The sequence below is a fragment of the Paraburkholderia fungorum genome (assembly GCF_046027605.1).
GTDB classification, from domain to species: Bacteria; Pseudomonadota; Gammaproteobacteria; order Burkholderiales; family Burkholderiaceae; genus Paraburkholderia; species Paraburkholderia fungorum_F.
On sequence record NZ_JAQQEF010000036.1, the window covers coordinates 37,759 to 64,693 of the forward strand.

20 protein-coding genes and 1 pseudogene are annotated in these 26,935 nt (G+C 58.5%); 16 read left to right on the forward strand and 5 right to left on the reverse strand.

The genetic code is table 11. The annotated features are described in order from the left end of the window. Positions 1 to 298 precede the first annotated feature (298 nt). Entirely contained in the window at positions 299 to 1,219 is a 921-nt protein-coding gene (locus tag PQR53_RS35185; RefSeq protein WP_408464623.1) for a hypothetical protein, read from the reverse strand. Between the two features lie 1,239 nt (positions 1,220 to 2,458). Here PQR53_RS35185 and PQR53_RS35190 point away from each other — a divergent pair. Together PQR53_RS35190 and PQR53_RS35195 are read left to right on the forward strand one after the other, a co-directional pair. Then, a complete protein-coding gene (locus tag PQR53_RS35190; protein WP_408464625.1) occupies positions 2,459 to 2,896 on the forward strand; it encodes a hypothetical protein in 438 nt (145 codons plus the stop codon). Positions 2,897 to 2,968: 72 nt separating this feature from the next. Then, positions 2,969 to 3,622 carry an HAD family hydrolase gene (locus PQR53_RS35195; protein WP_408464627.1) on the forward strand — a complete coding sequence of 218 codons (654 nt, stop codon included), beginning with the start codon at positions 2,969 to 2,971 and terminating at the stop codon, positions 3,620 to 3,622. A 163-nt stretch (positions 3,623 to 3,785) separates the two neighbouring features. On the opposite strand, the gene PQR53_RS35200 is transcribed toward PQR53_RS35195, so the two are convergent. Together PQR53_RS35200 and PQR53_RS35205 are read right to left on the reverse strand one after the other, a co-directional pair. Then, a complete protein-coding gene (locus tag PQR53_RS35200) occupies positions 3,786 to 3,926 on the reverse strand; it encodes a hypothetical protein (protein WP_408464629.1) in 141 nt (46 codons plus the stop codon). An 11-nt stretch (positions 3,927 to 3,937) separates the two neighbouring features. Next, positions 3,938 to 4,186 (reverse strand): hypothetical protein, encoded by a 249-nt coding sequence (locus PQR53_RS35205; RefSeq protein WP_408464631.1) that lies wholly within the window; start codon positions 4,184 to 4,186, stop codon positions 3,938 to 3,940. 645 nt (positions 4,187 to 4,831) lie between these two features. Between PQR53_RS35205 and PQR53_RS35210 the strand changes: the two genes are divergently transcribed. The 7 genes from PQR53_RS35210 (at position 4,832) to PQR53_RS35240 (ending at position 14,731) form a co-directional block, all read left to right on the forward strand. After that, positions 4,832 to 5,104 carry a hypothetical protein gene (locus tag PQR53_RS35210; protein WP_408464633.1) on the forward strand — a complete coding sequence of 91 codons (273 nt, stop codon included), beginning with the start codon at positions 4,832 to 4,834 and terminating at the stop codon, positions 5,102 to 5,104. Between the two features lie 385 nt (positions 5,105 to 5,489). After that, complete coding sequence (locus PQR53_RS35215) at positions 5,490 to 5,792, forward strand: type II toxin-antitoxin system Phd/YefM family antitoxin (RefSeq protein ID WP_408464635.1); 303 nt, start codon at positions 5,490 to 5,492, stop codon at positions 5,790 to 5,792. 16 nt (positions 5,793 to 5,808) lie between these two features. Continuing rightward, positions 5,809 to 6,195 (forward strand): type II toxin-antitoxin system RelE/ParE family toxin, encoded by a 387-nt coding sequence (locus PQR53_RS35220; protein WP_408464637.1) that lies wholly within the window; start codon positions 5,809 to 5,811, stop codon positions 6,193 to 6,195. A gap of 23 nt (positions 6,196 to 6,218) precedes the next feature. Continuing rightward, on the forward strand, positions 6,219 to 9,008 hold the full coding sequence (locus PQR53_RS35225) for a type I restriction endonuclease subunit R (protein ID WP_408464639.1): 2,790 nt from the start codon (positions 6,219 to 6,221) through the stop codon (positions 9,006 to 9,008). Then, a complete protein-coding gene (locus PQR53_RS35230; RefSeq protein ID WP_408464640.1) occupies positions 9,005 to 10,768 on the forward strand; it encodes a restriction endonuclease subunit S in 1,764 nt (587 codons plus the stop codon). Before PQR53_RS35225 ends, PQR53_RS35230 begins: the two co-directional genes overlap by 4 nt. A gap of 2 nt (positions 10,769 to 10,770) precedes the next feature. Continuing rightward, positions 10,771 to 12,489, forward strand: coding sequence for an AAA family ATPase (locus PQR53_RS35235; protein WP_408464641.1), 1,719 nt, complete (start codon positions 10,771 to 10,773; stop codon positions 12,487 to 12,489). Between the two features lie 781 nt (positions 12,490 to 13,270). Next, on the forward strand, positions 13,271 to 14,731 hold the full coding sequence (locus PQR53_RS35240) for a class I SAM-dependent DNA methyltransferase (RefSeq protein ID WP_408464642.1): 1,461 nt from the start codon (positions 13,271 to 13,273) through the stop codon (positions 14,729 to 14,731). A 629-nt stretch (positions 14,732 to 15,360) separates the two neighbouring features. Here the strand turns inward: PQR53_RS35240 and PQR53_RS35245 are convergent. Beyond that, positions 15,361 to 16,497 (reverse strand): tyrosine-type recombinase/integrase, encoded by a 1,137-nt coding sequence (locus tag PQR53_RS35245; protein ID WP_408464644.1) that lies wholly within the window; start codon positions 16,495 to 16,497, stop codon positions 15,361 to 15,363. Positions 16,498 to 16,786: 289 nt separating this feature from the next. Continuing rightward, complete coding sequence (locus PQR53_RS35250) at positions 16,787 to 18,529, reverse strand: methyl-accepting chemotaxis protein (RefSeq protein ID WP_408464646.1); 1,743 nt, start codon at positions 18,527 to 18,529, stop codon at positions 16,787 to 16,789. Between the two features lie 451 nt (positions 18,530 to 18,980). Here PQR53_RS35250 and PQR53_RS35255 point away from each other — a divergent pair, with 451 nt between their 5' ends. The 7 genes and pseudogenes from PQR53_RS35255 (at position 18,981) to PQR53_RS35285 (ending at position 26,620) form a co-directional block, all read left to right on the forward strand. Further along, positions 18,981 to 19,553, forward strand: coding sequence for a TetR/AcrR family transcriptional regulator (locus PQR53_RS35255; RefSeq protein ID WP_408464648.1), 573 nt, complete (start codon positions 18,981 to 18,983; stop codon positions 19,551 to 19,553). 56 nt (positions 19,554 to 19,609) lie between these two features. Continuing rightward, the gene (locus tag PQR53_RS35260; RefSeq protein WP_408464650.1) at positions 19,610 to 20,485 is read left to right on the forward strand and encodes an SDR family NAD(P)-dependent oxidoreductase; all 876 of its coding nucleotides are present in this window, start codon (positions 19,610 to 19,612) and stop codon (positions 20,483 to 20,485) included. A 47-nt stretch (positions 20,486 to 20,532) separates the two neighbouring features. Next, positions 20,533 to 21,234 carry an NAD(P)H-binding protein gene (locus PQR53_RS35265; protein WP_408464652.1) on the forward strand — a complete coding sequence of 234 codons (702 nt, stop codon included), beginning with the start codon at positions 20,533 to 20,535 and terminating at the stop codon, positions 21,232 to 21,234. A 153-nt stretch (positions 21,235 to 21,387) separates the two neighbouring features. Continuing rightward, a pseudogene (locus PQR53_RS35270) lies at positions 21,388 to 22,314 on the forward strand (diguanylate cyclase); the annotation flags it as partial. Positions 22,315 to 22,434: 120 nt separating this feature from the next. Then, positions 22,435 to 23,049, forward strand: a complete 615-nt coding sequence (locus tag PQR53_RS35275) for a DUF2239 family protein (protein WP_408464654.1) — start codon at positions 22,435 to 22,437, stop codon at positions 23,047 to 23,049. Between the two features lie 395 nt (positions 23,050 to 23,444). Next, on the forward strand, positions 23,445 to 25,013 hold the full coding sequence (locus PQR53_RS35280; protein WP_408464656.1) for a methyl-accepting chemotaxis protein: 1,569 nt from the start codon (positions 23,445 to 23,447) through the stop codon (positions 25,011 to 25,013). Positions 25,014 to 25,312: 299 nt separating this feature from the next. Then, entirely contained in the window at positions 25,313 to 26,620 is a 1,308-nt protein-coding gene (locus PQR53_RS35285) for a solute carrier family 23 protein (protein WP_408464658.1), read from the forward strand. Positions 26,621 to 26,935: the final 315 nt, after the last annotated feature.

Here is a 26,935-nt window from a genome sequence, read left to right on the forward strand (position 1 = left end):
ACCAAGAGACGTGTTATCACACACGTTTTTCCGTGGATAGGCACGTGTTTTCGCCCACCGGGGTTTCGTGTTTTCGCCCACCGGTCAGTGTCACTGACTGCCGCTGCGCGGGGTGTTCAGGGCAATGTGCTGGCCTGTAACGCGCGCGCGCGTTTTTTTAACTTTTATAATCTTTAACGCGTCAAGGCTTCACAGGGTGTGAACAATCGAATCGCCGATCCGGCGTCGTCTGATGGAAACTTCCCGGCAGCCGTGTGAATCTCGGAGCGCTGGATGACAGATTTCGCGGCGTGATCCTTCAGGTTTGCAATGGGTGAAACGGTGACCACGGGGCGATTCGCAAGTTCTCCATTCTCTGTTGGTTGGTGCAAAAGGTGCTCGGCCACTTCGCATACTCTTCAATGTCATCTATGTCGATGCCGACTGATTTGCGATACGAAGGCTCATTCTTCAGGCGGCGAATTTCTATCTCAGTGAGTTCGCCGTTGATTGCCGCATACACGCAAAACGAGCTGTAGGTGTTGAAGGCGACAAACTGATCCCATAGTTCCGGTCCGTCCATGCACATGCGAACACACCTATATGCGCCGACACCGTCGGTCTGGGCTAACGCGTTGACCGCTTGATGTAGTCTGTAGAACGCGATCGAATTAGATAAATCAACCAGTCGAAACTCTCGATCGTGGGGATGATCTTTCCACTGAAGTAAGCCGCATTCGAAGTCATATAAAGACTCGTCGAGCTTCAAATCGGGGCCGGCGTATGTCGTCCCGATCACCGTCACACCGTCCTCGCTCTCCGAATTTGGCACGAAAGGGGTATCGTAAGCAACACAGGCGCAGACGTCCCAAAGACGATGAACAGGCCCCCAGAGTGCTTCCCACAATTGGTCCGGTCCTTCGAGGAAATATTGTCGCGCGTCAGGAAACAGCCTTGCCAACTGCCCTAGTGCTCTTTCAGAAAGCGCTTGCTGTCCTCTTGCGATTCGATACCATTTTTTTTGATCCTTTGTTGCTGTGACCTGTTTGATCTTTTGGTTCGGCCTGCGTCCTTGCGAGTCCTCGCATGTCCATGACGCAGTTGCATCATCAAACCACTGTGCGAACTGATTCGGATTTGCCGAGCCTGTCCTTCTCATAAGCTCATGCATCAGAACGACTGTCCTGATACAGTCCCGCCGCTTCTCTTCCGTCGAAGATTTCCGAATATCAATTGGCATGTGAGGAGGCTGCCCCGTAGTTGTTAAAGCCGAACTTGTTTGTCAAAAAGTTTACCCCGTCCGGCAGCAGTCGGTCATCTACACCCGTCAAACGCAAGGAAGCTCACCGCGAACACGCCCCGCAGCCTCTATCTAAGCGCAAAGTTGCCGCCATGACGTCAGAGCGCGGTGCATACCACAGACAGGCGTCAGTCGGTGAGGTCGACGGTCGCTGTGGCCGGACTCCATTCTATCGATGTGACTTCGATAGACGTGGGCTGAATGCATACAGCAATTCTTAGCGCTGGGATGGGCAATTCCTTTTTGGGGCATCCGAGTTGCCCGTCCGAAGCAACCGGATCGCCGGTTCCAACGACTGCATCCGACATCCTTTGCATGACCGTATGGGCGCGATAGCATGCAAGCACGACCACAGCCGTCAGGATCGATCTCTATGCATCCCTTTTCGCACCACAGCACCCTCCGTCTGCGCCACCTGCGGATACCGATGCACTTCTCGATGCCCTAGAGCGCGAAGTCCTGTCGCAAGGCCCCGAAGCGGCGCTGCCTCGAAATCTATCGGACGAATGGTTGGGCATCCTCGTTGGAAGTCTCTTGAACGCCATGTATGACGAGGAGTGGGGGCGGGACGGGGAAATTTGCGCGGGCCCCGCGCTTCTGGTCGCCGCTATCGCTGATGCGCAAACGTCAGCCGATCCAACGCGTCCCCAAGCGCGGCTTCTGGACTGCTTTGCTCGCTATCGAACTGCTCTGATAGAAGAGTTGCTCGGACGCCAAACGGGGGTCTTTCGACGTCCGTATTCGTTGTTCGACATTTTTGTGTGATTCAGCACTTGCACACCGCGTGCACACGCCAGCCGCACGCAGCGCACACCGATTGCACACGGTCATTCGGTATGCACACGTTCTGCCCTCGAAACGCACACGGCGTGCCCTCGTGCCGTCCAACTTCGATGTGGCAATAGCTTGGTCGGCAGACTTTTTCGCAATATCGTCCCCTTTTTGTCCTCGGCATGTACACGTTTTGTACTCGTTCGCCGGCGCAGTGCTCGTTTTGTACTCGTTTTGTACCCGTTGTGTACCCGGAACCCTCACTTAAACCCGAAAAGCAAAGGCTAGTGGAACATAAAGAGTGTGTTACATAGTGCGCAGTTATCTCTCGTGAAAGCAAGAGCAGCGGTGGTTTTGATGTGTTACATTTACACGCTATTCGTGATTTTCGTGACACAGGGGGAACGCATGAAAGAACACCTGACTGCGCGTCTTGATACGGAGCTGAAGGCGCGTCTGAAAGCGGCCGCAGCTGCAAGATCAACATCGATCTCGGCCGTGATGGCGTTAGCGATCGAGCGATACCTAGCCGATGAGTCGATCATTGAAGAGCTACGCGAAATGGAAGAACGTCTGGCCGCCACGATGATTCGTACGCTGAAGGAAACGACTCACGTCGGCGATGATGTCCAGCTGGTGATCGCCCAGGTCGATCAACTTATCCGCTTCATGTTTCAGGCTACCCCTGAGATCTTTGACAAAGAAGCGGCGGCCATCGTTGGCTCACGCCGGTATACGGGATTCCTTGAATCGTTCGCGAAGGAATTTGTGGGCCGGAAGCGCCGGGCAGTGTTTGCTGGACAAGTCGACGATGCGCTGGCAGGCGAGGACGGAAACGACGCATAATGCGCGACCGGCCCGCCGCGGTAGTCGGCAGGCCGGGTCAGTCGGCAGGGCCATTGATGGGGTCTGCATACCATGACAGTCAACGCCGTTTTCTTCGATGCCTTCGGCACCCTCTGCGACATCGGCATCAAACGTCGGCCGTTTGCGCAGCTGGCCCGGTTTCATCCCGATCGTCGACGCGCGCGCGAATTGATCATGACCCGGGCGCTCTCGCTGCGCGATGCTGCGCGCGAACTGCAGGTGCAGGACGTTGATCTGGCCGTGCTAGAGGAGGAGCTTGCCACTGAGCTGGCCAGTATCCGCCTGTACCCGGAGGTGCCCGAGGTGCTTGAAACTTTGCGCGGGCAGGGGTTCAGGATCGGCATAGTATCGAATCTGGCCGCACCGTATGCCGAACCCCTGTTACGCTTGCTGCAGTTCGAGCCGGATGCCCGAGCGTGGTCCTTTGAGGTCGGTCACCTGAAGCCGGATCCTCGCATTTTCGCGTGGGCCTGTGAACGTCTCAATCTTGCTCCGCATGAAGCGTTGATGGTGGGGGACACGTTCGCCGATGACTATGCCGGCGCATTGGCAAGTGGCCTAAACGCACTGCATCTAGATCGACGGGGAGAGGCGCGCCCCAAGCTCGCCGCGACCATCCGGACGCTGGACGAGATTGTTCCCGCACTTCGCGTTCAGTCAGATTCCGTCTCAATGGGCCAGACGGGGTCGGTCGGGTTGTCGTAACGAAGGACCGAACTACGCAGTTTCTCGAGTGGCCTGTCAGCAGGACTCGCGGGAGCGTCGGATTCCGGCCCGAGCGGTTGCACAGCGGGGCACCCTTCGCCGGCAGAGGGCACGGTCGGATCGCCTTGCGCGAACACGTCGTCCTGTTCGATTTTTCTGTGTGTCATCGGGAAGCCGTCACGCTGTCAAGCGCTTGCATTGCCGCATCGAGCTTGCGGCGTTCCGATCTTGAAAAGACGATGCGCACGAGCCACAAGGCCGCCCCCATGGCGGTCGCCAGGTGGATCACCTTGCGCTCGATCATGGGCGCCTCTATCACTTGTCGTCGCATGCGCTCGCCCACCGGTCGTGTGACACCCTGGTATGCAGCCCGAGCTGCTTCGCCGTTGCGACGGGCAGGCGCAGCACGACATCAGCGCCACCTTGCTCCCGCGTGCGGAGTTCAACGCTGACACCCTGCAGTTCCAGATACACCACGCCCGCTTCGAACACTTCTTCATAGAAGTGCCAGGATGGTTCACCAGTCTCGGAATGATGATGTGCGAGAGTCGCTTTGGTGCTCATGGCGTGCCTGTGACGGTCTGGCGTACAGCGCTCAGTGTAGCGGGGCAGGCAGCGATTGTGTGACACCATGATTGATGAAACGATGAATAACTGAGGCCGCGCTCGTTCCGAGGGCGCGGCGTCAAAGCACCTGTCTCAAGGGGCGGTTCTCCCTCCACCAAATAACCGGGCACTGCGCCCGGACGCCTATGATGAATGCCGAATTGACTGCCGAGGCAGAACTGAAGGCCGCTATACGCGAGTTGCGCAAGCTTCGAAAGGAAAGCGAGCCGCTTAACCGTGCGTGGTCTGACGCGCGGGTTGCTAGACAAAGATACGAACGGGAATACACGTTTGTGGTCACGCAACTTCAGGAGCGGGAGGACCGCGTAATGGATGAGCTATATCCCTATCTTGAAAAGATTGAAGCGCTAGAGAAACAGGTAAGGAGACTGGACCGCAAAATACGGAGAGCGCAGTTCGGCTCAATAAACTCTCCGCGTGGACGCCCGCGGAAAGCATGACTGATCTCACTCGCTTGGCGCATGTTCACGGCAGACGGGCTCCGTTTGGAGAGTTGGCTAACAGGAACAGTCACGACACTCCGTTAGCCGGGGTTCGCGCGTAACATTCAACGACGCTCCATAGACCTTTCGGAGGAAAAGCATGGCAGATATTGAAGTGTTCAAGGCGGAAGACCTTGAAGACGACGCTGATCGTTTGGTCGGCGGACAACGGAGCTATTTCATGGAAGCACTGGGGGAGGCCGTTTATGCCGCTGCTGCAGCCCAAGAGCAAGATAGGATCATTTCAGCGTACCTGACGCTTCAACGAGTTTTCGAAGCGAACTCAGACAATCAGGGCGACGAGGGCGACAGGGTTGTCGAGAACGCTACCCGCGAATTTAATGAGACGGTCGGCAAGATCTTGCATATGTAGCCCGCTCTGTCTGCTGAAAGAGATGCTTGGTAAAGCGCGACATGGCCTTAATCCGCGAGCTGGATACTGGTTCCGCGTCGGACATTGGTGCCTTAACGCTGATTTCTGCCCACAGATCTGCGCTTTCTCGAATTCTACGCGTCGGCGATTCGCAATCCGCACATGCGGCGCGCACATCGGCCCGTCGCCATGCGAGAGATCGGAACGGGCCATAGATTGGATATTGCGGACGGCTGAATTACCTGCAAGCACCTCATCTAGCCTATACATGTTGGCCCCCTCCATGCGCTCCCGGTTCGGACGTCGCCATGACCATCGCGGCACCGGACGAATTACGGTATCATGTACGCAATTCTGTACAAATTGGCAGCCTAGAGAATAAACCATGTCCATCTCAGCCAGCGATGTGATCCCACTGTCCCAAGCTAGAGCCAATCTGTCCGAATTGGCCGATCAGGTAAAGGCCGGGGCCGAAAAGATCATCACAAAGAACGGCGAAAGTTACGTTGCCATCATCGATGCGCAGCGGCTGGATTACTATCATCAGCTGGAGCGGGAACGTATCCACTTACTGTTGATGGCAGATGCCGGCAATGGTTTGGCTGATGTGGCTGCCGGCAAGGTCAAAGAGGCCCGTAGTACCCTCTCAGCCCTCAAGCTGCGCCGCGGCACCAAAACATCCGGATGAAGGGCCGATTTGCGCCGTGACAGCCCGCCACACCGTCAAGCTTACTGCCAACTTCGAACGCAATCTCGATGAGATGGAAGCGTTCCTGCGAGATGCCGAAGCCTCGTGGTCCTTCAATGTGCTGCTGGACGAGCTGACCGATACCGTTATCCCCAATTTGGAGCGCTTTTCGGCTATGGGTCGGTCTTTCCTCGAACGCCCTACCCGCTCTGTGGAAACGAGCAACGGCATTGCTCGTCTGACCGAACAATTGAACGCCATTGCCGACGGCAGCGAACTGTGCGAATACGGGATGACGCACTACCTGCTTGTGTATGCGCAGATTAAAGGCGCGGTGTATCTGCTCTCGATCCGCCACCACCGACAGCTTTCGTTCGATCTGGCAAGTCACTGGCCAACCTGAGCATTTAGAACAAGGGGATAGTCATGACGCCGGAAACCAAGGCTCGTCAACAGATCGACCAAAAGCTCGAACAAGCCGGCTGGGTCATTCAAGACATGAAGCAGCTCGACTTGTCGGCGGGTGTCGGCGTAGCCGTGCGCGAATTCCCCACCGATACTGGTCCAGCCGACTACGTGCTGTTCATCAACCGCACCGCCTGCGGAGTGATCGAAGCGAAAGAGGATAATGCCGGTAAAAACCTCACCGTTACAGAGACACAAAGCGAACGCTACGCCACTGCCGACCTCAAATGGCGCAAGGGCAACACCCCGCTGCGCTTCCTTTTTGAAGCCACTGGCCAGATCATCCGGTTCACCGATAACGTAGATCCCGTACCGCGCTCGCGCGAGCTCTTCCACTTCTTCAGGCCCGAGCAGCTCGCCGGATGGCTTGCGCAGTCTGACACCCTGCGCCGCCGCCTTGTCGACAGTATGCCGGTGCTGTCCGAGCACAATTTGCGCGACTGCCAGATCGGCGCTGTCACCGGCCTGGAGAAGTCGCTGGCGCAAAACAAGCCGCGCGCTCTGATCCACATGGCCACGGGAGCAGGCAAGACTTTCACCGCCATTACCGCTGTCTACCGTCTGCTCAAGTTCGGAGGTGCCAAGCGCATCCTCTTCCTCGTTGACACGCGCAACCTCGGCAAGCAGGCGCACCAGGAATTCATGGCCTACACGCCGCCCGACGACGGCCGAAAGTTCACCGAGCTGTACAACGTGCAGCGGCTGGCTTCCGCCAGCATTGACCCACATGCGCAGGTGTGTATCAGCACCATCCAACGCATGTACTCTGTCTTGTCCGGTGTGCCCATCGATGAGTCCGCCGAAGACGTCTCGCTCAACGAAGTTCAGCAAACTGCCAAACAGGAGAAGCTCGTCCGCTACAACGCGGCCATCCCGGTCGAGGAGTTCGACTTCATCATCATCGACGAGTGCCACCGCAGCATCTACAACCTGTGGAAGCAGGTTCTGGACTACTTCGACGCGTCTCTGATTGGCCTCACCGCCACACCCGACAAGCGCACCTTCGGCTTCTTCAATGAAAACATTGTCGCCGAGTATAGCTATGAAAACTCGGTGGCCGACGGTGTCAACGTTGGCTATGATGTGTTCGAGATCGTCACCGAAATCACACAGAAAGGCGCTGAACTCAAGGCTCAAGAGTGGGTGGACCACCGCGATCGCCAGACGCGCAAAAAACGCTGGGGCGAAACGGAAGAAGACAGCTTTTACACCGGCAAGGAGCTGGACCGCTCAGTGGTCAACACCAGCCAGATCCGCCAAGTCATTCAAGCCATGAAAACGGCGGTGGAGACGCAGATCTTCCCTGCGCGCAAGGAAACGCCCAAGACCCTGATCTTTGCCAAGACGGACAGCCACGCCGACGACATCATCAACATCGTCCGTGAGGTCTACGGTCAAGGCAACGCCTTCTGCAAGAAGGTCACCTACCGCGCCGTGGAAGACGCCGACAGCATCCTCAGCAGCTTCCGCAACGACTACAACCCCCGCATTGCCGTCACGGTGGACATGATCGCCACTGGCACCGACGTAAAGCCTCTGGAGGTGTTACTCTTCATGCGCGACGTCCGCAGTAAGGGCTACTATGAGCAGATGAAAGGCCGCGGCGTGCGCAGCCTCGATGCCGACAGCCTCAAGCGGGTGAGCAAGAGCGCCGAAGGCGCGAAGACGCGCTTTGTGCTTATCGATGCCGTGGGCGTTGAAAAATCCTGCAAGACCGAAAGCCGTCCTCTGGAAAAAAAGCCTGGCATCGCGCTCAAGGACCTGCTGCAAGGCGTGGCTATGGGAAGCCACGACGACGACACCGTGCTCTCTCTGGCAAACCGCCTCGTGCGCCTGAACAAGCAGCTCGACGACAAGGCGAAAGCGCGCATCGAAAAGCTCAGCGGCGGCATCCCCGTCGGCGAGTTGGGTAAGACGCTCATCGCCGCGCTGGATCCGGACGCCATCGTGCAAACTGCCCTCGCCATCACTAAGGCCAACGGCATCACTCGCAGCGAGGACACGCTGCTGCCGGAAGAAATCGAAGCCGCCCGCGCCAGCCGCGTGGCCGCCGCCTGCGCGCCATTCGACAAAGCCGAGCTGCGCGATGAAATCGAAAGTGCCCGCCGCGATCGCGAGCAGCTCATCGACCACATCAATCTCGATCAGGTCACCTTCGCGGGCTTCTCCGAACAAGCCGAAGCTCAAGCCAAGGCTGTAATCCAGTCCTTTGCGAACTACATCCGTCAACACAAGGACGAGATCGCGGCTTTAGGCTTTTTCTACCAGCAGCCCTACCAGCGCCGCGCGCTCACCTTCGAGATGATGGAAGAGCTGCACGAGCATCTGAGCCGACCGCCCCTGATGCTCACCACCGAGCGCGTGTGGAGCGCCTATGCCCGTGTGCAAGCGAGTCAGGTGAAAGGCACGACGAGCCGCCGTCAGCTCACCGACCTGGTCAGCCTGCTGCGTTTCGCGCTGGGGCTCGATGGCGATGGCGCGGAACTCAAACCCTTTGCCGACGAGGTGGACCGCCGCTTCCAGACCTGGATCTTCCGCCACAACGCGCAACGTGGCACGTCGTTCACATCGGAGCAGACCGAGTGGTTGCGACTGATGAAGGACCACATCGCGAGCTCCTGCTCTATCGCGCGCGAGGATTTTGATTTCGCCGAACTCGCTGACAAAGGTGGTCTGCAGAAGGCTTGGGGTTTGTTCGGCAAGGAGCTGGATACGCTGATGAATGAGATGAATGAGGAGCTGGTGGCGTGAGAGCGTATATTCCGCAGTCGTTTGCTGTGTTGGGAGAGCTTGCGGACGAACCGGTCGAGCAGTCAGGGCCAACAGGTGATTTTATCTATGTTGATATCGGCAGCATTGACCGAGAGACAAAGAGGATCGTCAATCCGAAGGTATTGCCTCTATCGGAGGCACCGAGTCGCGCTAAGCAAGTTTTGAGAGCTGGCGATGTTTTGGTCTCCATGACACGACCGAACCTGAATGCTGTGGCATTGGTTCCCGAGCATCTGGATGGTGCGATTGGCTCGACCGGATTTCATGTTCTACGATCCCGATGGCTGCGCCCTGAGTTTTTGCTTGGCCTGGTCCGGTCGCAACGTTTTGTCGACGCGATGTCTGCCCTCGTGCAAGGTGCGTTGTATCCCGCTGTACGGCCGAAAGACATTGCTGCATACACCTTTGCGTTCGAGACACCAACACAACAAGCTCACGTTGTCGCCAAACTCGAAGAACTGCTGTCTGATCTCAACGCTGGAGTGGCGGAGCTGAACGCCGCGCAGAAGAAGCTCCAGCAATGCCGCCAGTCGCTGCTCAAGGCCGCCGTCGAAGGCGCGCTGACTGCCCCCTGGCGCGAAGCGCAGTACAAGCTCGCCCCCCCCGCCGAGACAGGCGCTCAGCTGCTGCAACGCATCCTCACCGAGCGTTGCGCCCGCTGGGAAGCCAAGCAACTCGCCAAATTCAAGAAGCAGGGCAAAGCTCCCCCAACAGACTGGCAAAAGAAATACCCCGAGCCGGTTCAACCGGATATCACCAACTTGCCTGGTTTGCCGGAGGGGTGGGCGTGGGCCAGTGTTGATCAATGTTCGTTTGATGAGAACGCGATCACTGACGGCCCATTTGGTTCAAATCTGAAGTCTGAGCATTACCAAGACAGCGGCCCACGTGTTATACGATTGCAAAACATCGGCGATGGGATTTTTGTCGATGCGTATGCACACATCTCAGAAGCGCACTTTGCCAATCTGTCTAAGCACGCCGTCGAGACAGGTGATGTGGTTGTAGCCATGCTTGGCGAAGTGTTACCCCGCGCATGCGGCATTCCAGATGGCGTCGCCCCCGCCATTGTGAAAGCTGACTGCGCCCGCGTTCGGTTGAATCCTCAATTGATACGTCCGGCCATTGTTGTGGCTCAGCTCAACTCGAAACCGGTTCGTGATGCCGTGATGAAGTTTGTAAAGGGCATCGGTCGTCCTCGCATCAATCTGGGTCATGTCCGCGCAGTTCCAATAGCATTGGCACCCAGTGACGAGCAAGTTGCGATTGAGACGACACTTCAGAAAGCTCAGCTTTCGATTGAAGAGCAACTCTCCGCAATCGACCTTTCCCTCAGGCAATCCGTTGCCCAGCGCCAAAACATCCTGCGTGCCGCTTTCTCCGGCCAGCTGGTGCCGCAAGACCCGAATGACGAGCCGGCCAGTGTGCTGCTGGAACGCATCCGGGCCGACAGGGCAGAACGCTCCAAACAGCCCAAGGCCCGCAAGACCAAACAAAAAAAGGAGATCGCCGCCGTGGCGAGTCAACTGATCGACGTGCTCGCAGAAGCGGGCGACTGGGTGTCGGCGCAAGAAGCGTTTCGCCGCTGTGGCGTGGCCGACGGTGCGCTAACCAAGCAGATCGAAGCGCTCTATACCGAGTTGCGCGCGCTGGACAAGGCTGGCCGCTTGGCCGTCGAGGCCGTGACCGATGCGCAAGGCCGAAAGCTCTACGACAAGCTAAAACTGCTGGCGGATTGAGCATGCGTCTGGAGAAGCTCACCATCGGCAGCGCCAAGAACAGCCCGACTCACCAGTTCAAGAACCTGAAGAACGTCACCGTCGACTTCGATCAAGACCATTGGGTCACGGTGATCATCGGCTGGAACGGCACCGGTAAGTCCAATGTGCTGGAGGCGCTGGCCATCATCTTCCGCGACCTGATTACCTACAAAGATATGTCGGCGGAGAAACGAAAGGGGATCCCTCAATTCGCATTCAAGCTTTCGTACCGCATGGGCGCGGGAGAAAACTTGCGCCGCATCCACATCGACGCCGATCCAGATCGTGAAAAGGAAGTGTTTCTCATCTACGTCGCTGATGCCGAGCAAATCGCGCAAAACGACCGGCTCCATAGAGTTCTGAACTTTGGCGACGACGCGCACAAGAAACCGCAGGGCGAGCCGATCAGGCTCACGGCCTTCCTAAATGGCGAGACCGAGTATCTGCCGCGCTATGTGTTCAGCTACTACTCAGGGGAGAGCCCGCGCATGCAAGAGGTATTCGAGCCCTACCTAAAGGACTACTACCAGAACCTTGTGACGTCGATGGTTGACCCAGCGCCAAAGCGACTCTTCTATGCATTGCCGGTTCACAGTCAGTTCGTACTTCTGGCGTTTTTGATTCAAACAGACCAAAAGGTAAAGGAGTTCCTGGAACAAGAGCTGGGCATTGACCCTGATAGTGGAATCGAGTCTGTTCTCTTTGTCCTGCGAGAGCCGCCTTGGAACTCGAAAGATGGGGACCCCAGATTCTGGTACGCGAGAGGTCTGGTTCAGCGATTCCTAGATCGTCTCATGACGGCGTCGCTGGCGCCGATCACGATCAGGAGAAGGTTGAAGACGTCAATCTGGAACAAGAATCAATCGGCGCATGAGTACAAGTATTTGTACGTCAAGGATGTAGAGTCGCTCAGGACATTTGTAGGCAGCCAACCTGCAAACGAATTTTTTCGCGACTTGGAAAGTACCTACGTCTCCGAGCTGATCGAAGAAATCCGCATCCGCGTGCGTTTGAAGAAAAACGATGGCAGCGTGATCTTCCGTGAACTCAGCGAGGGCGAACAGCAACTCCTCACTGTGTTGGGACTGCTGCGCTTTACTGCCGAGGAAGAAAGCTTGTTCTTGTTAGATGAACCTGACACGCACTTAAACCCACGATGGTGTGTGAAGTACTTGAACTACCTCAAATCATTTGTCGGACAGAACAGTGATGCCCAGGACAACAGCCACATCGTTCTGACGACCCACAACCCCTTGGCCATTGCGGAGCTGGTGAAGGAGCAGGTGCAGATCTTGTATCGGCAAGCAGGTACCCATACAGTGCGTGCCGAGAACCCAGCTGTGGACCCTAAGGGCATGGGCTTCGCCGGCATCGTGACCAGCGAGATGTTCGGCTTGGGTTCTAGCTTGGACAAGGCCACGAACGAAGACTTGATCGCCTTGCATCAACTCTCCACGCAGCCGCAGCCTCTCAGCCCGGTTGATCGCGACAGACTGGTCGAAATCCGACAGCGTCTCGAAGGTTTGGACTTCAACTTCGCCTCGCGAGATCGGCTGGAGCAAGAGTATTTACGCGCCAGATTTGATCTGGCTGCGGATGGTGCGATTGGGGGCGCCATCGTCACTCCCGAGAACAAGCAGAAAGCTCTCGACGCTTTGGTGCAAAGCCTGCTCCGCGGATTGCAGGGGGGCCAAAATTGAGATTCATCCAGCTTCCGCTGCCGTCCCAACTGCCAAAACGGTGGCTCACAATTTCTGCCACTAGGATCGCGGGCGTCGGCGCATGTCCTACACATGATCTTCGGTCGACCTATATCAAGAAGCACACCAGTTGGGGACGGCTGAAAAGGTGGCTTTGCCAGGTCAGTCGTTACAAGTGCTGGTACTGTGAAGCAAAAAGTGATCGAGCGCCGTTTGACGTTGATCACTTTCGGCCTAAGTTGGGAATCACGGTCGACGGCGTTGAGCTCGCAGGACTCGATGGATATTATTGGTTGGCTTATGAGTGGTGGAATTTCCGCCTTTCCTGCCAAAGGTGCAATCGACCCGAAAAGGATGAAGCCGACGTCTTGCACGGCAAGGCGAACGAGTTTCCGATTCGAGATGAAGCACATCGATGCACACTGCCGGCAGCACTTCTGACGGCCGAGGAGCCAAGGCTCCTAGACCCGTGCGACCCAGCCGACTGTCAGTTGTTAGCACACGGTATTGATGGAGAGGTCAAACCTCTCGCCTCAACTGGCACTTGGGATAACGAACGCGCGCGGTACACGATTGACCGGCTTGGCTTCAATGACTGGAACACGCCGGAGACAAAAAAGAACTCTTGGCGTCTGCTGGATGATCTGATTCGACTTGCTGGACATCAGCCTGCAGTCGTCGCGCATTTGCAAGAACACTTGTCTACGGACCACGAATACTCAAGCTTTTTCCGATCTGCCATCGGCACACATCGTGACAAGGCTTGGGTGGAGGCACTTCTATGAACACATCAACCCTCATCCAAAAAGTTTGGAACTTCTGCCACACGCTGCGCGACGACGGCGTAGGTTATGGCGACTATCTGGAGCAGCTCACTTACCTGCTGTTTCTGAAGATGGCGCACGAGTATGCGGCGGAGCCCTACAACCGCAACACGCGCATCCCGAAAGGCCACGATTGGGCTAGCCTGCGCAGCAAGACCGGCGAGCCGCTGGAAGCGCACTACCTTGCCACGCTGCACAAGCTGGGACAGGGGACAGGCATGCTGGGCGCCATCTTCTTCAAAGCCCAGAACAAGATTCAAGACCCGGCCAAGCTTTCGCGGCTGGTTCAGATGATCGACGAGCAAAGCTGGGTGGGTATGGACGCCGACACCAAGGGCGATCTCTATGAAGGCCTGCTGCAGAAGAATGCGGAAGACACCAAAAGCGGTGCTGGCCAATACTTCACGCCGCGTCCCATTATCCAAGCAATGGTGGAGTGCCTGCGCCCCGCGCCCGGCAAGACCATTGCCGACCCGGCCTGCGGCACAGGCGGCTTCTTCCTGGGCGCTTACAATTGGCTAACCCGCCCCGGTGCCAAGCTGAACAAGCGGCAAAAGGAGTCCCTACGCGATGCCACCTTCCACGGCAACGAAATCGTGCCCAACACGCGCCGCTTGTGCCTGATGAACCTATTCCTGCATAACATCGGCGAATTGGACGGAGAGCCTTCGATTGATCGTTCAGACGCACTAATCACCGAGCCCAAGGTGAAGGTGGACTATGTGCTTGCCAACCCGCCCTTCGGCAGGAAGAGCAGCATGACAATCACCAATGAGGAAGGCGAGGAAGACCGCGACGCACTCACCTACGAGCGCCAAGACTTCTGGGAAACCACGTCGAACAAGCAGCTCAACTTTCTGCAACACATCGTGAGCATGCTCAAGGTCGACGGCAAGGCGGCCGTGGTGCTGCCCGACAATGTGCTGTTCGAAGGCGGCGCCGGCGAAAAGATCCGCCGAAAGTTGCTGGAGACCTGCAATGTGCACACCATTCTGCGTCTGCCCACCGGCATCTTCTACGCGCAGGGCGTTAAGGCGAACGTGGTGTTCTTCGACAACGCGCCCAAGGATGGCCGCGTGCACACCAAAGGTGTGTGGTTCTACGACATGCGTACCAACAAGCACTTCACGCTGAAGACGCGCACGCTCAAGCTGGATGATCTGCAGGACTTCATCACTTGCTACCACCCCGAGAACCGCCACGATCGGAAAGAGACCGAGCGTTTCAAGTTCTACCGGTATGACGAGTTGATCGCCCGAGACAAGGCGAACCTGGATATATTCTGGCTCCGGGACAACAGCCTGGACAACTTGGATGACCTGCCGCCGCCGGATGTGCTGCAACATGAAATCATTGAGCATTTGGAAGCTGCGTTGGCGTCTTTCCGGGATGTGGCAATTGGACTGCAGCCCAATTGATCCCGGTCGAGCCTGTCCTGATGCGCCCGGGAACTATAAAAAAGCGACAAAGTCCTCTGCGCTCAGAAAAAGGACTTTTTTATGCTCTTTCCTCACCTAGATTAGCGAGAAGTCACCGTACCCTTTGATGGCTTTTATTCAAAGTCAACCTCCCAGGGGGCATGGCCGATCACGGCCAGCGCGTTTATTTGAGCGTCTCAGGATGCGTCCTGTCCGATTTCAGCATGAGCGCACAGATTCGCCGATCTGGCGGCGCATCTCTGCCGAGCCCGAGATGGGTCCACAGGGTATCCGGCGGGTTTTGGAGCTGAATCGGCCGTTGGAATGACGGCTTCGGGTGTTGCAGGAATGTCAACTTTGACCGAAGCCGGGCTCCGAGTTGTCAGGCTCTCCACCGCGTCGAACGCCCCGGGTAGTGCAATTCTTTGCATTGGTCACGGTCAAGTACACCATCCGTCCCACGGTTTTCCGCACACCAGCAGTTCAGGGCTCAGTTTCTCGATCATAGGGGACATTACGCTAAACTACTGATGCGAAACAACTTTCTGTTTCACTTGGGTTATAGATAAATCAGCTTAAATTTCAATGATTTACTGCGTCACACGCCGAACTACAATCCGCACGTTATGTCATCCCAACTTTTTCGCCAGTTCTTCCGCGTGTGGATGGTAGTAGCGCATCAGCATTCGCGGGTCTCTATGGCCCGTAATTTTCGTTAGTTCGTGCATTGGGAATATCGATGCCAAGCGCGATGTCGCTTCGTGCCTAAGGTCATGGAAGCGAAGGTTTGTTAGAAACTTTGGATCCGCCCGTCGTCCGGCCTCTCTACTTTCCTCAAGATAGAGCTTGCGCGCACGCGCAACGGCGCGCTCGAAGGCCCGCGTAACGGCATCGCTACGAATTCTGAACACGCGGCCCAAATCGACTGAATCCTCGCGATTTTGAACCGTGTGCATCGCCTTATCCCGAGCTTCTCTCATCGCTTCAAGAGCAGCGACGGCGCGCGATGACAACGGCACATCGCGCGCTGTTCCATTCTTTGTCGATGGGAGATGCGCAACGCGGCGTTGGACGTCTACATGCTCCCACTGTAGCGATATGATTTCACCCCGGCGCATGGCCGTTTCGACGGCTAAACATATAACAGAAGGGAGCATTGTCGAGCCGCTGGCCGCAACTACCCGTTCGATTTCGCCGGCTCGCATGGCATGGTCCGGACAGTTGATGTCTACTACGTTGGGCCCATTCGGGACAGGAGTGTCCGCGGCAATACGTCTCGTCCGAGCGTTGTCGAGCTGAGGCTTACGCACAAGCTCCACGGGGTTAGAGAGGCTCTCCATGCCCCACTCTTTGCGTGCAATGCTGAACACGTGAGACAGAACAGCCAAGCGACGTAATACAGTCGCCGCCTTATAGTCCTTTAGCCACTGATCTCGTAACCGTGCCACATCTGCGCTGCGGATCGCCGCGAGCGGCCGCGTGGCTATCTCTTCTGACTTGCAGGCCCGCAATACCGATCGCTCCTGCGCAGCGCCTTTCTTGACCGGTACCACTTCAGCCTCGTATCGGATCAAGGCTTCGTAGAGCGTCGTCGCCTCCGCTTCCCCACGACTGACCCATACGCCTCGCGACATTTCCGATTCGATCATGTTAGCCCAAGCTTCAGCCTCGGCTTTGGTTTCGAACGTTTTGCTTTGCGGGGGATAACCGCGCCGGCGTATTTGCGCTTCCCACTGATAGGGGCCGCGTTTGCGGAGAGTTGCCATCGATGTCGCCTCTATTTCGGGGAGTGTGGCAATATTGTGGCAAATAACCGCAGATCGGGCCAGAGATACTGGCTAGTGTAGAGAGGTTTTTACATTCGCAATGCGAAGGTCGGGAGTTCGATCCTCCTCCTCTCCACCAAGAGGATTCTGTTTCAACACAAAAACCGGCTACGCGCCGGTTTTTGTATTTCTGGCATCGGTTTTTTTACGCGTTGACTTAGCGGTCTCTTTCGCTTGCCAAGCTGGGCGTCGGCCGCCCATAGGCGACACGTCATCAGTAAAACGCCGCTCAGAACTTATCCCACCCGTCAGCCGCAGCCGCAGCCGCACCCACACCCGCAGCCACGGTAGCAAGCGCAGCAACCGGTGCCACAGCAGTAGCCCGCACAACCCGCCGAGCAGGAACAGCCACCGCAACATCGCGCCGCGGCACCTCACGCCGGGCAGGCGCGGCCACTACCGCACGCGCAGCATCCTTCACCTGAAAAAACGCCACAGCCTCATTCAATTGTTCGCCCTGGTCCTCCATCGATCGCGAAGCCGCCGCTGCCTCTTCCACCAAAGCCGCATTCTGCTGCGTGACGTTGTCCATTTGGGTAATCGCAAGATTGACCTGCTCGATGCCACGGCTTTGTTCCGTCGATGCCGCCGCGATCTCCGACATGATGTCCGTCACTCGCGCGACCGCCTGAGTCACTTCGGCCATTGTCTTGCCCGCCTCACCGGCAAGCGCGGAGCCGTCGCGAATCTTGTCGACAGAGTTGGCGATCAGATCCTTGATCTCCTTGGCCGCGCTCGAAGAACGTTGAGCCAGGCTTCTGACTTCGCTCGCCACCACCGCGAAACCCCGACCTTGTTCGCCTGCCCGCGCGGCTTCGACGGCCGCGTTCAACGCGAGGATGTTCGTCTGGAATGCAATGCCTTCGATGATGCCCGTGATGTCCGCGATCCTGGTCGAACTATCGCTGATGTCATGCATCGTGTTCACCACCTGATCGACGACCTTGCTCCCCTTTTGCGCCACTGTCGATGCATTGGCGGCCAGCATGCTGCCTTGCTGCGCGTTATCGGCGTTCTGCTTAACCGTGGAAGTGAGTTCCTCCATGCTGGAAGCGGTTTCCTGCAACGACGCCGCCTGCTCCTCCGTGCGCTGGCTCAGGTCCATATTGCCCGCCGCGATCTGACGCGCCGCGCCAGCGATGCTGGTGCTGCTGTCGCGCACCCGTCCGACGATTGCCGTCAGCCGTTCGTTCATCTCACGTAAGGCGCCCAGCAGCTTGCTGGTTTCGTCGTTGCCTTCGACGGTGATCCGCGTGCGCAGATCGCCTTCCGACACGGTGCGCGCAACGTCGATCGCAAGGCGTAGCGGTCCGGTCACCGCGCGCGTGATCACCACGCACGCACTGACGGCGAGCCCTAACGCAATAAGGCAAATCGCGATCAGCAGATTGCGCTGGCTCTCATAATGAGCCGTGTATTCATTGACGATCTGTTCTTGACGCCCATGCGTGTAGTCGGCATACGCGTTGGTCGCCCGAATCAGCGCGGCGAGCAGCGGCCGGCAGTGATCGTCCATCTCGACGATTGCTTCGTCGCGCTTGTTGGCGAGCGCCAGATTGACGATGTTGAGCGCAACCGGCCCATAAGCGGACTCCACCCGATTGATTTCGGCGACGAGACTGCGCGCTTTCTCCGACGTGTCGGTCGCGGTCGCGATCATGTCGTTGAGCTTTTTCAGGTCGGTTTGTACGTCTTCATGCGCGAGCGTCACGTCAGCTTTCTCTACTTCTAGATCCTGCGGTTTGGTCACGAGCACGAGATTGCGCGCCGCGATCGCCCTGCGGTCCACAGCGGTTCGAACTTGGACCGCCATGTCGGCGCGCGCGTTGATGCCGTGTACAAAGTTGGAAAAACCATCGGTCGAATCGCTCAGCGCTTTCAAGGACAGGCAGGAAACCACGACGACAATGAAAGACAACATGCCGAAGCCAGCAATGAGTTTGGTCTTGATGGTGAAATGCTTGAGTGTCACGATTTTTTCTCCAATAACGAAACGTTAAAGCGTTCGCAATGGACTCTCAGGTCCGGGCATGGGAGCGTCTATCTGGCTGCCGTTCATCACAGCAGCCCCCGCGCGGTTTGCCCTTCGTGCCTTCTATCAGACGCAGTGCGGAAAGCGCGTCGAACGTCGGGCAACAAATGGGTATCCCATTACCGGTTATCGGACTGAAGGCTCACGTACTTAAGCAAGCTCGGGTATTTCTCTACCAAGCTTGCGTGCGATGCGCGAAGAACGCCGCTTTTCCTGTGGTTTTGAATAAATTTAGTCACATGGTGAAAGAATTCTTTTTCACTTCATGGCGGATATCGAGCGAATAACCATCGCTGGGCGGCCGGCGACAAAAATAGCTTGAATAAGCGGACGTGCGTGGATATGATTGAGCAATCACTCATTTATTGGCTGTCGTAAAAGCAACCGTCGTATGGCCCGTCCGAAAAGCGAAGACAAACGCAACGCCATCCTTGCAGCTGCCGCAGAGATTATTGCGGAGCAGGGCCTGGGCGCGCCCACCGCGCGCATCGCCAAACTCGCGGGCGTGGCCGAAGGAACGTTATTCACCTACTTCGACAACAAGGACGAGTTGCTAAACGAGCTCTACCTGAATATCAAGGCGGAATTGCGCGAAGTGATGATGACCACTTATCCGAAGCAAGCCAGCGTGCGTGAGCGCGTCCAGCACGTGTGGAACAAGTTTGTCGATTGGGGTGTCGCCCAGCCGCAAAAGCGCCGGGCAATGGCTCAACTGTCCGTGTCGGAGCGGCTGTCTGACTGCACGCGCGCGACGGGCATGGAGTCCTTCGCGGACATCAACGCAATGATTCAGGCAAGCGTGGCGAGCGGCGCGTTGCGTGATCATCCGCCGGCTTTTCTGTCGGCGATCATGGCGGCGCTGGCCGAAACCACCATGGATTTCATCGCTCGCGAACCGGCCGCCGCCGACCGTTACCGCAAGGCCGGCTTTGAAGCGTTCTGGCACGCGATTGCCCAGAACTAAATTTTTTGTCTAATTAATGAGTGATTGCTTGCTCATTTAAATGCAAGGAGCGCATTATGTCGAAAGTCTGGTTGGTTACCGGGAGTGCCCGTGGGCTTGGGCGTGAAATTGTTGAAGTGGCGTTGCGCGCCGGCGAGCGTGTGGTGGCTACGGCGCGCGATCCGCGTCAGTTGACGGAGCTGGTCACGCGCTATGGCGAGCAGGTTCGGGCGGTCGCGCTGGATGTCACGGATCCGGCGGCGGCGCGTCACGCGGTGCAAGCCGCTGTGGACGCATTCGGCCGGCTCGATGTGGTGGTCAACAACGCGGGCTTCGGCCACCTCGCGCCGTTCGAACAAACCACCGAGGACGATTTCCGCGCGCAGATCGACACGAACTTCCATGGCGTCGTCAATGTGACGCGCGCGGCGTTGCCGGTGCTGCGGGGGCAGCGAGCCGGTCACATCATCCAGATTTCGTCCGTGGGTGGCCGTGTTGGGATCGCCGGTTTGAGCGCTTATCAGGCGGCGAAGTGGGCGGTCGGTGGCTTCACCGAGGTGATCAGCCAGGAGCTCGCGCCGTTCGGTGTCCACGTGACTGCGCTCGAACCTGGCGGCATGAAAACAGGGTGGGGCACCGAGGCGAGCCGCGTGACGCCGGAATTGCTGCCGGACTATGTACCGTCGGTGGGCGCGGTAGTGGATATGCTGTCTCAGTACTTGGGCCATGAAACCGGCGATCCCGTGAAGGTGGCACAAGTGGTACTGAAGCTCGCGTATCACGATGCTTTGCCGGCCCATCTCCTGCTCGGCAGTGACGCATTGCACTACGCCGGCGAAGGCGACAAGACGCGCGCTGCAGCCGAGCAAGCGTGGCGAGCGGTCAGCGTCGCGACCGACTTTTCCGCACCGTCGCCGTTGCCGGCGTTTCCGGCCACCTCGGCGAAGGCCTGAACACCAATCGACTCCCGCTAGGCGGGCGCAAGCATGGAGCACGCATCATGAAGGTTCTGATATTTGGCGCGACCGGCATGGTCGGACAAGGTGTATTGCGCGAATGCCTGCGAGCGGCCGACGTCGAGGCGGTGCTGACGGTTGGCCGCACCGGCACCGGCCAGCTCGATCCGCGGCTCGTCGAGCTGATCCAGCCGGATCTGATGGATTACCACGCGGTAGAGTCTTCGCTAAAGGGTTTTGACGCGTGCTTTTTCTGCCTGGGCGTCTCATCCGCGGGCTTGTCCGAGGCCGAGTATGCGCGCCTCACCTATGACCTGACATTGGCGGCCGCGGAGACCCTCGCCCGCCTCAATCCGCACATGGCCTTCGTCTACGTGTCCGGCGCGGGTACCGACAGCACGGAACGAGGCCGCAGTATGTGGGCGCGGGTCAAGGGCAAGACCGAGAACGCGCTGCGACAACTGCCGTTCAAGGCGGTCTACCTGTTTCGTCCCGGTGTGATCGAGCCGCTGAACGGCGCCCGCTCGAAGACCCGTGGGTACCGGCTGTTCTACACGGCGGCCAGACCTTTCCTGTCGACCCTGCGCGCGCTATTCCCCAACCACATTTTGAGCACCGAAGACATCGGTCTGGCCATGCTGACGGTTGCGCGCCATGGCGCCGCCAAAGCGGTGCTCGAGGTCGCCGATATCCGCGCGCTCAGTCGCCTCGCCTCGAAGCCGGTGCTCGATCTGCGCGCCGGCTGAGCGTGTCGGGCGGCGCGTTGAGTGGATATCCGGATAGGCCTGACGTCGGGCCCGTTGCGGCGTCTGGTAGGCTACCGGCTCACGGGACGCGCCTTCCGGCAGCGGCCACCTTCTTCACGCGTGTAGGTCAGCGCATTCCCGAATGCAAAACTCATAGTGACGCGTCGACCGAACATCGTGATTGCCATCAGTATCGTGGTGGCCAGCGTGATCCTTGCGATCGCGGTCTGGGTATTGGCGCAGATGCGCGATGACGCGTTGCGGCGCGCACAGGACTCCGTTTTCAATGTGTCGTTGTTGATCGAGCGCGACGTGTCGCGCAATCTCGAAATCTTCGATCTGTCGCTGTGGTCGGTCATCGACAGTTTGAAACAACCCGGCGTGCTGGACCTGCCGCCGGCGATCCGCCAGATGGTGTTGTTCGACGGCTGGGCCGGTGCAAAAGACCTCGGTTCGGTCGTGGTGATCGACGCCGCCGGTAACGTCGTGTTCGATTCGCAAGCCTCACCGCCACGTCCCGTCAATCTCGCCGATCGCGACTATTTCAAGGTGCAGCGCGACTCGCCGAACGTAGGGCTATATGTCAGCCATCCATTCCTGCCCAGGATCACCGGCAAAGAAGTCAGTATTGCGCTGAGCCGGCGCGTCTCGAAGCCGGACGGCAGCTTCGGCGGCGTGGTGGTCGGCACGATGCGGCTCACTTACTTCAAGCGCCTGTTCGCCGGCATGAATCTGGGCCCGGGCGGTTCGATGGCGCTGATGCTGAGCGACGGCACGATGCTGATGCGGCGTCCTTACGATCCCAGGATCATCGGTCGGAGTCTGATCGGCACCTCGAACTATTCACGCTTCACCGAGCAGCCGAGCGGAGACTTCTTCGGCACCGCGGCGATCGACGGTGTCGAGCGCTGGTATGCGTTCCGCCATATCGAGATGTACCCGCTGATTCTCGATGTCGCGCTGTCGACGCGCGATATCTACACGGAGTGGCGGCATCGCGCGTGGATCATCGGCACGTTGATCGCGGCGCTCGACGTGGCGATCATCGCGCTCGCCCTGCTGTTCTCGCGACGACCACGGCAACCGCAACAGCGCCGCGTGGCCGCGCATTCGCCGCCATAATAATTTTACCCGGATAATATGTTGTATCTTATTTTTGCCCGGGTATAATTAGACAAATTCATCGATCTGGAGTTTGTCATGACCCCCCATCCTGCTACTTGCACTGCTTTCGAGGGGCACTGCCGCGTCGCCTCGGGCTCCGTGTCCGACGTGGCGCTTGCTGTGCGAGCAGTGCTGGCGCGCGGCGAACAGGCCCCTGTACTGATTTTCGACGACATCACCGCCCGTCCAGTCGAACTTGATTTGCGCGGCACGCCTGAGGAGATTCTGGAGCGGCTGGCAAACCAGGCGTCCGCCGAGCAACCCGCGCCCACCGCTGAGGCTGAAGAAGAAGACATCCCACGCGGCCGTGGCAGGCCCAAGCTCGGTGTGGTGGCGAGAGAGGTGACGCTGCTGCCGCGTCATTGGAATTGGCTCAACGCGCAATCGGGCGGCGCTTCGGTTGCGCTGCGCAAACTGGTCGAAGCGGCGCGCTCAGCGAGCGAGGACAAGGACCGCAAACGCGCAGCGCAAGAAGCGGTGTATCGCTTCATGACCGCACTCGCCGGCAATCTGCCTGGTTATGAAGATGCAACACGCGCGCTCTACGCCGGCGATCGAACGCGGTTTGATCACATCGTCGCAGCATGGCCGGAAGATGTGCGCAGTTACACGCTTGGCCTTGCCGAAGCTGCACTCGTCACGCATCCATAAGAGGGCGATGCCGCGAAGTGTACGGACAAAAAAAAAGCCGCTCACGCCGGGGGAGCGTGAGCGGTAAGTCGGAGAGTTACAACAACATTGCATGCGCTTACTCATGGGGTGAAACGCAGCAAACAAAGTTTAAGAGTGCGACGCGCCCCGATATATCAGACAAATCCCAATCACTGCGCTAGCCGGCGAAGCGCATTCATGTAGCGATCCGGCACCCTCCGCCAGGCATTCCTTACATCATCCTGTCCCGGTTATTCCTGTCATTTATCGCTTCAGGTCTCTGCTACCCCGCCGTAAAAGAGCTGGGAGCGCCGCCACGTATCTGAGAAATCGCGAAATCTTCGCCATGGCGCGACGGCGCGATCGTCCCGTCAGGACTTTTGAAGGATGGTGAGATGAAGTGGTTCGACCGCATGACCGTATTCAGGAAGCTGCTATTGGCATTTGCCGTTGTGATCGGATTCTGCGTCGTGATTGGCGGGAGCTCGCTGAAGACGTTGTCGTCGATGCATGACATTACCGACGCCATCAGCGACCAGCACATGAACGGCCTCTACTGGATGGAAGAGGCCAACCGCCACAAGATCGATTCCGATCTTGCCGCCGCGAATCTCGGCTACGCAGCCGACGATGCCGGCCGACAAAAGTTGAAGGACAGCATCGTCGCATCGCTCAAGGAGATGCACGACGCCTACGACCAGTATCGCGCGACGATCGCGACCAGCAAGGGTCAGGAGATGTTCGACGAAGTGCTGCGCAAGTCGACGGTATGGGAAGGCATCGTCCATCAGCAGATCGGGCTCGAACCGATTCCGGCGGGCGTCGATAACAACGAGCTCGTGCGCCGCGCGATTGCGTCGAGCGAGACGCTGCGCGATCGCATCACTGCGCTGATCGACTATCGCCGTCAGCAAGCCACCGACGCCCAGCAGGAGGCGAGCGCTGGCTATCAACACATGCGCATCGTGATGCTGGCGCTGGTGTTGGGCGCGATCGCGGCGGGCGCACTGCTCGCGACGATGATTGCGCGGCGCCTCGCGCGTCAGCTCGGCGGTGAACCGGATTACGCCATGCACATCGCCAACCGGATAGCTGACGGCGACCTGAGCGTGCGCGTCGACACCCGTGCGGGCGACACCGACAGCATGCTGTTCGCGCTGCGCAACATGCGTGAGCGGCTGGCCGGCATCGTGTCGGGCATCAGCGAGTCGAGCGAATCGATCCTGATGGCCTCGGGTGAAATCGCGCAGGGCAACACCGACCTCTCGCAACGCACCGAAGAGCAGGCCGCCGCGTTGCAGGAAACCGCGTCGAGCATGCAGGAATTGACGTCGACGGTGAAGCTGAACGCCGAGAACGCGCAGCAGGCGGGCGGCGTCGCGCATGGCGCGTCGGAAGTAGCGGTGCGCGGCAGCAGCCTGGTCGGCGATGTGGTCGAGACCATGCGCGAGTTGGCGGCCGGCTCGAAGCGTATGACCGACATCATCGCGGTGATCGAAGGGATCGCGTTTCAGACCAACATTCTCGCGCTGAATGCCGCGGTGGAAGCTGCGCGTGCCGGCGAACAGGGGCGCGGCTTTGCGGTGGTGGCGGGGGAAGTGCGTTCGCTCGCGCAGCGCAGCGCGGTGGCGGCCAAGGAGATCAAGGAGCTGATCGAGAGCTCGACGGCGCGCGTGGGCAACGGTGCGGAACTGGCCGAGCGGGCTGGTCAGACGATGACGGAAGTCACGCATGCGGTGAAGCGCGTGACTGACATCATGGGCGAGATTTCGTCGGCCTCGCAGGAGCAGAGTACGGGCATCGAGGAAGTGAACCGCGTGGTCGCGCAGATGGACGACGTGACCCAGCAGAATGCGGCGCTGGTCGAGCAGGCGGCGGCCGCGGCGGCGTCGATGGCGGACCAGGCCAGGCAGTTGCAAGCGGCGGTCACGGTGTTCTCGCTGGACGCGGCGCGGCATGGGTGATCGAGTGGTTGATAGGGGTGGGCGCGGCTCGTCGCGCAGGTCGTCGTGCGGGTGTGACTGCTTGCGCCGGTGACGGATCGAGGGCGCGTTGCTCGGGCTGGCGTTCGTGAAGGCATGAATACCGGGGCCGGGGTGATGGATCGCGGCGCTGCCGTCCATAGCGCCCTTTGCGCGGCTTCAGTCGTGCAATTAGTCGCGCTTGCCAGGCCTGGTGGCTCTCCGTACACTCGCGCGTAATTCACCGGCGGCGCAGTTTCCGGCGCCGTTCACTAAAACGCCGACAGAGGAGAACCCCCGCCATGGCCGATTCCTACTTCCCACGCTGGCGTGCCCAGCCGAACGCTGCCGAGGGCCGGATTGTCGGCACCGACGAGCGGCTTGCGTGGCCGCAGATGTTTGCAATGGGTATTCAGCACGTCGTCGCGATGTTCGGCTCGACCGTGCTTGCACCGTTGCTGATGGGCTTCGATCCGAACCTGTGCATCTTCATGTCGGGGATTGGCACGCTGTTGTTCTTCGTGCTGGTGGGTGGGCGCGTACCGAGCTACCTCGGTTCGAGCTTCGCCTTCATCGGCCTTGTGATCGCGGTGACGGGGTATGGCGGCCACGGCCCGAACATGAACATTCCGGTGGCGTTGGGCGGGATCATCGCGTGCGGGGTGGTGTACGGGATCATCGGGCTGATCGTTTCGGTGGTCGGCACAAAGTGGATTGAAACGCTGATGCCGCCTGTCGTGACGGGCGCGATCGTCTGCGTGATCGGGCTGAATCTGGCGCCGATCGCGGTGCATGGTGTGAGCGGCAGCAACTTCGATTCGTGGATGGCGTTGGTGACCGTGCTGTGCGTCGGCGCGGTGGCGGTGTTTGCGCGCGGCATGCTGCAGCGTTTGCTGATTCTGATCGGTTTGCTGATGGCGTATGTCATCTATGCGATCGTGACGAATGGACTCGGCATGGGTAAGCCGATCGACTTCGCGATTGTGGCGAATGCTGCGTGGTTCGGAATGCCTCGCTTTACGGCGCCGGTTTTCAATGTGCAGGCGATGACGCTGCTCGCCCCGATTGCTGTGATTCTGGTGGCTGAGAATCTTGGGCATATCAAGGCGGTGAGTGCGATGACCGGTCAGAATCTGGATCGATACGTCGGCCGTGCATTTCTCGGTGATGGACTCGCGACGATTGTCTCCGGTTTCGCGGGTGGCACCGGCGTGACGACTTACGCCGAGAACATTGGCGTGATGGCCGTGACCAAAATTTATTCGACGCTGGTGTTTGTGATTGCGGCGGTTATTGCGCTTGTGCTGGGTTTTTCGCCGAAGTTTGGGGCGGTGATTCAGACCATTCCGGGTCCGGTGCTGGGTGGGGTGTCGATCGTTGTGTTCGGTTTGATCGCGGTGACGGGCGCGCGGATTTGGGTCGTTAATAAGGTGGATTTCTCCGACAACCGGAATCTGATTGTTGCGGCGGTGACGCTGGTGCTTGGGGCTGGGGATTTCTCGTTGAAGCTGGGCGGGTTTGGGCTTGGTGGGATTGGGACTGCGACCTTCGGTGCGATTATTCTTTATGCTCTCCTGAGGAGGGAGCCGGCGCGGGGGCCGGTGGCTTGAGGTTGGGTTTTTTGCCTGCGGCGTGGGATTTTTTTTGAGCTGGGTGGCTGCGTGGCGCTTGCTTGTCTGGTTGCCTATGGCGTTGGCCTTTGGTTGGTCTTTTGCCTGCGCGGCGATTGTTTGTCTGGTTGCCTGTGGCGTTGGCCTTTCCTTGAATTGATATTGGTGTATTAGCGTCGCCCCTGTGCGGGGCGGGCACCTACTTTTCTTTGCCTGCCGCAAAGAAAAGTAGGCAAAAGAAAGCGGCTCACCCCGCTAGTTCTTAAGCGGGTCCCCCGCACAGTGACGGTAGTGGAGCATCTGGAATCCGTGCCC